Below are 9593 nucleotides of genomic sequence, written 5' to 3'. Positions count from 1 at the left end.
GTCCATGGGGACACCGTAGCCAGCCGGGCCGTGGACGGGCATCGGCCCGGGGGCGTACGCCCCGGGGCTGATCGCCGCCGCCGGATGTGGCCGGCGGGGCGACGATCCGGCGGCGGCCGGCCGGCAGCGTGGTCGGCATGATCGCACTGAACGCCCTGACGAAACGGTACGGCCGCACGACGGCGGTCGACGACCTCACCCTGACCGTACGGCCCGGACACGTCACCGGATTCCTCGGTCCGAACGGTGCCGGCAAGTCCACGACACTGCGGATCATCCTCGGTCTCACCGCACCGACCAGCGGCAGCGCCACCGTCGGCGGGGTGCGGTTCCGCGACCACCCGCGCGGACTGCACCACGCCGGGGCCCTGCTCGACGCCGGGGACGTGCACGGCGGGCGTAGCGCCCGGGCCCACCTGACCGCGCTCGCCCGCAGCAACGGCATCGGACGCGGCCGGGTCGAGGAGGTGCTGCGGGAGGTCGGTCTGGCCGCCGTCGCGCGACGGCGGATCGGCGGGTTCTCCCTCGGCATGCGGCAGCGGCTCGGCATCGCCGCCGCGCTGCTGGGCGACCCGCCGGTGCTGCTGTTCGACGAGCCCTTCAACGGCCTGGACCCGGAGGGAGTGCGCTGGGCACGGAACCTGTTGCGGCGGCTGGCCGCGCAGGGCCGGACGGTCTTCGTCTCCAGTCACCTGATGAGCGAGATGGAGCACTGCGCCGACCACCTGGTGGTCCTCGGCCGGGGCCGGCTCATCGCCGAGGAGAGCCTGGCCGCCTTCGCCGCCCGCGGTGGCCGCACCGATGTCGTCGTCCGGACGCCGGACTCCGCCGCGCTGGCCGCCGTGCTCACCGCCGAGGGCGCGACCGTACGCCGGGAGGAGACCGGACAGCTCGGGGTGACGGGGATGACCGCCGACCGGATCGGCGACCTCGCCCTGGCGCACCGCGTCCCGCTGCACGGGTTGACCACCCGTACCGCCTCGCTGGAGGAGGCCTTCATGGACCTGACCGCCGACGACGTCGAGTACGGCAGCCGGCCGTCCGCCCCCACCGTCACCGCCGGTGAACCACGGTGACCGCCGTGACCGACCGGACCAGCGGGGTCGACGCCGCCCGAAATGTGGTCCGCTTCCGCGATCTGGTCGCCGCCGAGTGGATCAAGATGTGGTCGCTGCGGTCCACCTGGTGGGCACTCGGGTTGATCCTGGTCTCGATGGTCGGCCTGGCCGCGTACGCGGCGCTGGCCACCACCGGCGGTTGGGCCGGGTGGTCGCCGGAGCAGCGGTCCCTGCACTCGCCGCTGGGCGACGCCTTCCCGGACGAGGCGCAGCTCTTCGTCGTCCTGGCGGCGAGCGCCGTCGGGACGGTCGCGGTCGGCGGCGAGTACGCCAGTGGGCTGTTCCGCGGCACCTTCGCCGCGGTACCCCGCCGGGGCGCGGTGGCTGCCGCGAAGGTCCTGGTGCTCGCCACGGTGACGACCGCCGTCGGTGTGCTCGGCGCCGCGACCGCGTTCACCGTCGCGCAGGCGATCCTCACCGACGTGGGCGCGCAGATGTCCGTCACCGACCCGGGCGCACTGCGCGGGATCACCGCGTCGGCCCTGCTGGTACCCGTGTCCGCGCTGGTCGGCACGGCGGTGGCCGCGCTGGTCCGGCACTCCGCGCCGGCGATCGTCGCCGCGACCGCCCTGCTGCTCCTGCTGCCGACCGCCCTGGACGAGGACGAACGGTGGACGGCGTTGCTCCGGCACGCGATGCCGGTGGCCGCCTGGCAGCGCCTGATGGAGACCGGAGAGCCGCCACCCTGGATCAGCCTGCCCTACCGCGCCACGGTCGGGGGCGCCTGGAGCACCTACGCGGTGTGGACGCTGGTGGCCGCCCTGCTCACGGTGGCGGCGATCCACCGCCGCGACCCCTGACCACTCCCCACCGACCCCGCCGGATGCGCGCGGCGGATGCGCGCGGCGGGTGTCAAGAAGGGGCCCCTGCTCTACCGGAGGCGTTGAGCGGGGGCCCCTCCTTGCACCTCACGCGACGACGGACACCATCCGGCCGGCGACCACGATGACCTTGCGCGGCTCCTTGCCGGCCAGCGCCGTCGCCACCGCCTCCAGGGCCGCCGCGCGGACGGTCTCCTCGGACGCGTCGGCGGGGACCTCGATCCGGCCCCGGACCTTGCCGTTGACCTGCACCGGGTAGGTGACCGTCTCGGCGACCAGCAGGGCCGGGTCGGCGACCGGGAAGTCCGCGTACGTCAGCGACGTCTCGTGGCCCAGCCGGCGCCACAGCTCCTCGGCCACGTGCGGGGCGAACGGCGCCACCATGAGCACCAGCGGCTCGGCCACCTCGCGCGGGGTCTCCGACAGCCGGGTCAGCCCGTTGGTCAGCTCGATCAGCTTGGCGATCGCGGTGTTGAACCGGATCCCCTCCATGTCGCCGCGGACGCCGTCGATCACCTTGTGCAGCAGCCGCCGGGTCGCCTCGTCGGCGGGCGCGTCGGTGACCCGCAGGCCATCGGTCTGCTCGTCGACGACCGCCCGCCACACCCGCTGCAGGAACCGGTACGCCCCGACCACGGCCCGGGTCTCCCAGGGGCGGGACACCTCCAGCGGGCCCATCGACATCTCGTACACCCGGAAGGTGTCCGCGCCGTACGCCGCGCACATCTCGTCGGGGGTGACGACGTTCTTCAGCGACTTGCCCATCTTGCCGTACTCGCGCTTGACCTGGGTGTCTCCCAGGTAGAAGCCGCCGTCGCGCTCGGTCACGTCCTCGGCCGGCACGTAGGCGCCCCGGGCGTCGGTGTACGCGTACGCCTGGATGTAGCCCTGGTTGAACAGCTTGCGGAACGGCTCGAACGACGAGACGTGGCCCAGGTCGTACAGCACCTTGTGCCAGAAGCGCGCGTACAGCAGGTGCAGCACGGCGTGCTCGGCGCCGCCGACGTACAGGTCGGTGCCGCCGCAGTCGCCCTCGCCGCGCGGAGCCATCCAGTACCGCTCGTTCTCCGCGTCGACGAACCGGTCCGGGTTCGTCGGGTCCAGGTAGCGCAGCTCGTACCAGCAGGAGCCGGCCCACTGCGGCATCACGTTGGTCTCGCGGGTGTACCGCTTCGGCCCGTCACCCAGGTCCAGCTCCACCTCGACCCAGTCCCGGCGGCGCGACAGCGGCGTCTCCGGGTTGCTGTCGGCGTCGTCCGGGTCGAACGTCTTCGGCGAGAAGTCGTCCACCTCGGGCAGCTCGACCGGCAGCATCTCCTCCGGCAGCGCGATGGCGGCCCCGGTCTCGTCGTACACGATCGGGAACGGTTCGCCCCAGTACCGCTGCCGGGAGAACAGCCAGTCGCGCAGCCGCCAGGTGACCGCGCCCGCGCCGTGCCCGTTCGCCTCCAGCCAGGAGATCGCCGCCGCCTTCGCGTCGGCCACCCCCAGCCCGTCCAGGTCCAGGCCGCGGTCGGGCGCGGCGCTGTTGATCGCCGGACCGTCCCCGGTGTACGCCTTGCCGGCGAAGCCCTCCGCCGGCTGCACGGTCCGGACGATCGGCAGCTCGAACACCTCGGCGAACGCCCAGTCCCGCTCGTCCTGCGCGGGCACCGCCATGATCGCGCCGGTGCCGTAGCCGGCCAGCACGTAGTCCGCCACGAACACCGGGATCCGCGCGCCGGTCGCCGGGTTGACGGCGTACGCGCCGACGAAGACGCCGGTCTTCTCCTTCGTCTCCGACTGCCGCTCGACGTCGGTCTTGGCCGCCGCCGCCTTCCGGTACGCCTCGACGGCCGCCCGCGGGCTGGCGTGCCCGCCGGTCCAGGCGTCCCGCGTCCCCTCCGGCCAGGTCGCCGGCACCAGCGCGTCGACCAGCCCGTGCTCGGGCGCCAGCACCATGTAGGTGGCGCCGAAGATGGTGTCCGGCCGGGTCGTGAACACCCGGATCGGCCCCTGGTCGGTGGCGAAGTCGATGTGCGCCCCGGTGGACCGCCCGATCCAGTTGCGCTGCATCAGCTTGATCGGCTCGGGCCAGTCCAGGGTGTCCAGGTCGTCCAGCAGCCGGTCGCCGTACGCGGTGATCCGCATCATCCACTGCTTCAGGTTCCGCTTGAAGACCGGGAAGTTGCCCCGCTCGGAGCGGCCGTCGGCGGTGACCTCCTCGTTGGCCAGCACGGTGCCCAGGCCCGGGCACCAGTTCACCGGGGCCTGCGACACGTACGCCAGCCGGTGGTCGTCGACGACCGCGCGTCGCTCGGCGACGGTCAGCTCGGCCCACGCGCGACCGTCCGGGGTGGGCCGGTTCCCGCCCTCGAACTCGGCGATCAGCTCGGCGATGGGGCGGGCCCGCTTCGCCTCCGTGTCGTACCAGGAGTTGAAGATCTGCAGGAAGATCCACTGCGTCCAGCGGTAGAAGTCGGTGTCGATGGTCGCCACCGAGCGGCGCTCGTCGTGGGCCAGGCCCAGCCGGCGCAGCTGCTCCTTGTACCGCTCGATGTTGGCCTCGGTGGTGGTACGCGGGTGGGTGCCGGTCTGCACCGCGTACTGCTCGGCGGGCAGGCCGAAGGCGTCGAAGCCCATGGCGTGCAGCACGTTGCGCCCGGCCATCCGCTGGTAGCGGGCGAAGCAGTCGGTGCCGATGTAGCCCAGCGGGTGACCGACGTGCAGGCCGGCACCCGACGGGTACGGGAACATGTCCAGCACGTACAGCTTCTCCGCGCCCGCGCGCGGGTGGTCCGGGTCGGCCAGCGGACCGGTCGGGTTCGGGGCGTGGAAGGTGCCCTCCCGCTGCCAGGTGTCCTGCCAACGCCGCTCGATCTCGCTGGCCAGGGTCGCGGTGTACCGGAACGGGGGAATGTCGCCCGCCGGTGCGGCTGCCTCACTCATGGCGTCTCCTCGCTTCACTGTGGCGGAGTGGCGTCCGTGCTGTCGTCGCTCTGGTGGCTCGCCGGCCGCCGGTCCGACCGGCGGCGGGCACAAAAAAGCCCCTCGCGCAGGAGGGGCCGCCGTGCTGTCGCGCTCAGCGCATCAGCACGGCCCGGTAAGAAGCAGGAAGACTCCGGCCATGTCGGGAGTGTACCGCGCCGCGCCGGCCGCCACGTCGCGCGCCACCAGCGGCCGGGACGCGATCCCGCTTCGTGATAGTTCCGGGCACCCACAGCGACCGTCGAATCCCCCGTCGGAACGAATATTCCGGGCGTAACCGGCCGACTACCTGCGGGGGTCGGCGGTAGCGAGAAACATGGTTAGCCTGAGAGGCCAGTGAGATTTCTGCGGCAGAAGAGGCTCGGCGTCGCGAACCCAACGACGGGTCCAGGTGCTCTTTACAGAGCTGCCGTGACGGCGACGAGGAGGAGGCCCGTGACACAACAGACCTGGGACGAGGTTGGCGGTGTGCTGCCGCACGACGAGTTCCGCGCCGCCAGTGAAGCCATCGTCTCGAACATCGAGCACGTCATCGAGGGTAAGACCGCCACCGTGCGGCTCGCCCTCGCCGTCCTGCTCGCCGAGGGCCACCTGCTCATCGAGGACGTCCCGGGCGTCGGCAAGACCAAGCTGGCCAAGGCCATGGCACGGTCGATCGACTGCTCCGTGCGGCGCATCCAGTTCACCCCCGACCTGCTGCCCAGCGACGTCACCGGCGTCAGCGTCTACAACCAGGAGACGCACGACTTCGAGTTCCGGCCCGGCGCCGTCTTCGCCAACCTGGTGGTCGGCGACGAGATCAACCGCGCCTCGCCGAAGACCCAGTCCGCGCTGCTGGAGTGCATGGAGGAGCGGCAGGTCACCGTCGACGGCGTGACGTACCAGCTCCAGACGCCGTTCATGGTCATCGCCACCCAGAACCCCATCGAGATGGAGGGGACCTACCCGCTGCCGGAGGCGCAGCGCGACCGGTTCACCGCCCGGATCGCCATGGGCTACCCGGACCCGAGCGCCGAGCTGGCCATGCTCGACGGCCACGGCGCCGTCGACCCGCTGAACGACCTGCGCCCGGTCTCCGACGCCAACACCGTGCGCCGGCTGATCGCGCACGTCCGGCAGGTGCACGTCGCCGACGTCGTGAAGCAGTACGCGATCGACCTGGTCACCGCCACCCGCGAGTCCCCCGACCTGCGCCTCGGCGCCTCCCCCCGGGCCACGCTCCAGCTGCTGCGCACCGCCCGCGCGGTCGCCGCCCTCGAGGGCCGCGACTACGTCCTCCCCGACGACCTCCAGGTGTTGGCTGTGCCCGTGATGGCGCACCGGATCATCCCGACCGCCGACGCCCAGCTGGCCCGCCGCACCACCGACGCGATCGTCTCCGACCTGGTGCACCGGCTTCCGCTGCCGCACGACCGCCAGCGCTCCCCGTACGACACGCGGCCCGCCACCGGCAACGGCCGCGGTCCGTACGAGCCGCGGAGGCCGTGACGTGCGCGACGGGCTGCGAGGGCTGACCACCCGCGGCCGATCGTTCCTGGCCGCCGGGGTGGCCGCGGCCGTCTCGGCCGGCATCCTCGGCGAGAAGGACCTGCTGCGGGTGGCGGTGCTGCTCGCGATCCTGCCGCTGCTCGCCGCCCTCTACGTCGGTCGCAGCCGCTACAAGCTGGCCTGCAACCGGTCGCTGGACCCGCACCGGGCGCCGGTCGGGGCGAACTCGCGGGTGGTGCTGCGCCTGCAGAACCTCTCCCGGCTGCCCACCGGCACCCTGCTCCTGGAGGACCGCCTGCCCTACGCGCTGGGCAGCCGGCCCCGGGTCGTGCTGGACCGGCTCGGCGCGCACCAGGCCAGCTCGGTGGCGTACACCGTGCGGGCCGACGTGCGCGGTCGCTACGAGGTCGGCCCGCTGGTGGTGCGGATGACCGACCCGTTCGGGCTGTGCGAGCTGACCCGCTCCTTCCCGAGCACCGACCGGCTGACGGTGATCCCGCAGGTCACCCCGCTGCCCTCGGTCCGGCTCGCCGGTGAGTACGCCGGCAGCGGCGACAGCCGGGCCCGCTCGGTGGCGGTGCACGGCGAGGACGACGCGGCCACCCGGGAGTACCGGGTGGGCGACGACCTGCGCCGGGTGCACTGGAAGTCGACGGCGCGCACCGGGGAGCTGATGGTGCGGCGCGAGGAGCAGCCCTGGGAGAGCCGGGCGACGGTCCTACTGGACACCCGCGCGTACGGCCACCGGGGCGACGGCCCGACGGCCAGCTTCGAGTGGGCCGTCTCGGCCGCCGCGAGCATCGCCGTGCACCTGCGGCAGGCCGGTTACAAGCTGCGCCTGGTGACCGGGTCCGGGGCCGACGTCGACGCCACCGAGGTGGCCGGCGACGGTCTGCTCCTCGACCACCTCGCCGAGGTGCGCCTCGACCAACGGGTCGAGATTACCGCGCTGGTGCAGCAGGTCCGGAACCGGGCCGACGGTGGCCTGATCATCGGCCTGTTCGGCTCGTTGAGCACCGCCGAGGCCGAGTTGCTGGCCGGGCTGCGGGGCAACGGCGCCACCTGCGTGGCCTTCCTGATGGACAGCTCCACCTGGCTCAACCTGCCGACCAAGGCACGCGCCGAGGCCGACCAGGCGCACGGCGCCGCCGCGCTGGCCCTGCTGCAGAGCGGCTGGCGGGTGATCGGCGTCGACCACGGCGCTCGCCTGCCCGCGCTGTGGCCGCAGGCGGCCCGTGGTTCCCAGGGCTTCGCGCTGCGCGCGGCGCTGGCCGAGACGGTGGCCGGCGGCATGCGATGAACGGAAGGGTCCCCTCATGATCGCCCACCGGAACCTGGGCCTGGTGGCCGCCGCCGCGACGCTGCTCGCCGCGGCGCCGCTGTCGGCCATCTTCGAGCGCTGGACCTGGCTGATCCAGTCGACCATCGCGGTCGCCGTGGTCGCCGCCGTGGCCGCCCTCACCCGACTCGGCCGGATCCCCACCTGGGGTCAGGTGCTCGGCATGCTGGCCGGCCTCACCATCGCGCTGACCTGGCTGTTCCCCAGCGGCAACGAGCTGCTCGCCGTCGTGCCCACGCCGGGCACCTTCGGGCACTTCGCCGACCTGCTGAGCGCCTCGCTGGAGGACATGCGCTCGTACGGCGTGAAGGTCCCCGACACCGACCCGCTGCTGTTCGTCACCGTGCTCGGCATCGGCGGCGTGGCCGTGCTGGTCGACCTGCTGGCCGTCGGCCTGCGCCGACCCGCTCTGGCCGGCCTGCCGATGCTGGCCGTCTACTCGGTGCCGGTGGCCGTCTACGTTGACAGCGTCCCGCCGGTGCCGTTCGTCATCGGCGCCGCCGGCTACCTGTGGCTGCTGGTCACCGACAACGTCGACCGGGTCCGTCGCTTCGGCCGCCGGTTCACCGGGGACGGCCGGGGCGTGGACGTGTGGGAGGCCTCGCCGCTCGCCTCGGCCGGGCGGCGACTGGCCGCCGTCGGGGTGGCGCTCGCCGTGGCCGTGCCCCTGGCCGTGCCGGGCATGACCGGTGGTCTGCTGGACACGATGGGCTCGGGCACCGGCGACGGCACCGGCCGCCCCGGTCAGGGTGGCGCCCCGGGTCGGGTCGACCTGTTCGCCGCTCTCAGCGGGCAGTTGAACCAGCGCGACGTCGTCGACTACCTCAAGGTCACCACCAACGAGTCGCAGCCGTTCTACCTGCGGTTCGGCGCCGCCGACCGCCTCGCGGCGGACGGCTTCCGGGTGCGCAACCCCAGCGGCATCCCGGCCAACCGGGACCTGCCGGGTCCGGAGGAGCCAGACCGGGCCGGGGTGGAGCGCACCCGCTACCGGGCCACGGTCGAGGTGACGAAGAACCTCAACATGCCGTTCCTGCCGGTCTACACCGAGGCGGTGCGGATCGAGGACCTCAACGGCAACTGGTACTACGACAACAAACTCAAGGTCGTCTTCTCCAACCGGGAGAACGCCCGCGGCAAGCGCTACGAGTTCGAGTACGTGCGCACCACGTACACCCCTTCGGCGCTCCGACAGGCGACGCCGCTGCCGGCCGACCATCCCCTCCGGACGGACCAACAGGCCCGGACGCCGTCGGTGCCGGAGGTCGATGCGCTGGTCGATGGCCTGGTGCGGGGCAAGAGCACCGAGTACGACAAGGTGCGGGCGATCTACGACTACTTCTCCTCGGAGAACGGCTTCAGCTACAAGCTGAGCACCGAGGGCGGCACCAGCGACCAGGACATCGTCAACTTCCTCACCAACAAGGTGGGCTTCTGCCAGCAGTACTCGGCAGCGATGGCGTGGCTGGTCCGGGCGGCCGGCATCCCGGCCCGCGTGGCGTTCGGCTTCGCCAACGGCGCGAACTCCGGCGACGGCACCTACACGCTGACCAACCGGAACCTGCACGCGTGGACCGAGGTCTACTTCGACGGGTTCGGCTGGGTGCCGTTCGACGCCACCCCGGCGTACGGCGTCAGCGGCTCGACCCGGTCGGCCTGGGCGCCCGACACCGACGCCCCGGAGGAGACCACGCCGGACGCCGGCGCGACGGCGGCCCCGACCGGGCCGGAGGCCACGGCGAGCGCCGACCGCCGCCAACCAGGGCAGGAGGACCCGGCCTCCGGGCTTCCGCTGGACTCGGCGGGGGCGCCAGCCGCTGGACCAACGTCGGTCCGAGCGAGGCGCTCTACCCGTTCACC

General features: G+C 72.9%; 6 protein-coding genes. 5 read left to right on the top strand and 1 reads right to left on the bottom strand.

Annotated elements, in window-relative coordinates; genetic code table 11:
* The first annotated feature begins 137 nt into the window (after positions 1 to 137).
* A complete protein-coding gene (locus tag AB0I76_RS15425) occupies positions 138 to 1076 on the top strand; it encodes an ATP-binding cassette domain-containing protein (protein WP_357034966.1) in 939 nt (312 codons plus the stop codon).
* Between the two features lie 5 nt (positions 1077 to 1081).
* Positions 1082 to 1918, top strand: coding sequence for a hypothetical protein (locus AB0I76_RS15420; RefSeq protein ID WP_357034963.1), 837 nt, complete (start codon positions 1082 to 1084; stop codon positions 1916 to 1918).
* A 108-nt stretch (positions 1919 to 2026) separates the two neighbouring features.
* Here AB0I76_RS15420 and leuS read toward each other — a convergent pair whose 3' ends face one another.
* On the bottom strand, positions 2027 to 4867 hold the full coding sequence (gene leuS / locus AB0I76_RS15415; protein ID WP_357034960.1) for a leucine--tRNA ligase: 2841 nt from the start codon (positions 4865 to 4867) through the stop codon (positions 2027 to 2029).
* A 474-nt stretch (positions 4868 to 5341) separates the two neighbouring features.
* Here leuS and AB0I76_RS15410 point away from each other — a divergent pair, with 474 nt between their 5' ends.
* From AB0I76_RS15410 to AB0I76_RS15400, 3 genes are all read left to right on the top strand, one after another.
* Positions 5342 to 6394, top strand: coding sequence for a MoxR family ATPase (locus AB0I76_RS15410; protein ID WP_357034957.1), 1053 nt, complete (start codon positions 5342 to 5344; stop codon positions 6392 to 6394).
* 1 nt (position 6395) lies between these two features.
* Positions 6396 to 7694, top strand: a complete 1299-nt coding sequence (locus tag AB0I76_RS15405) for a DUF58 domain-containing protein (protein ID WP_357034954.1) — start codon at positions 6396 to 6398, stop codon at positions 7692 to 7694.
* Positions 7695 to 7710: 16 nt separating this feature from the next.
* The coding region (locus tag AB0I76_RS15400) for a transglutaminaseTgpA domain-containing protein (protein WP_357034951.1) at positions 7711 to 9593 on the top strand (1883 nt) is incomplete at its 3' end.

Source organism: Micromonospora sp. NPDC049799, from assembly GCF_040656655.1.
Lineage (GTDB): Bacteria > Actinomycetota > Actinomycetes > Mycobacteriales > Micromonosporaceae > Micromonospora.
Note: the sequence above shows the minus strand (reverse complement) of the source record. Positions and strands in the feature narration are given on the sequence as shown.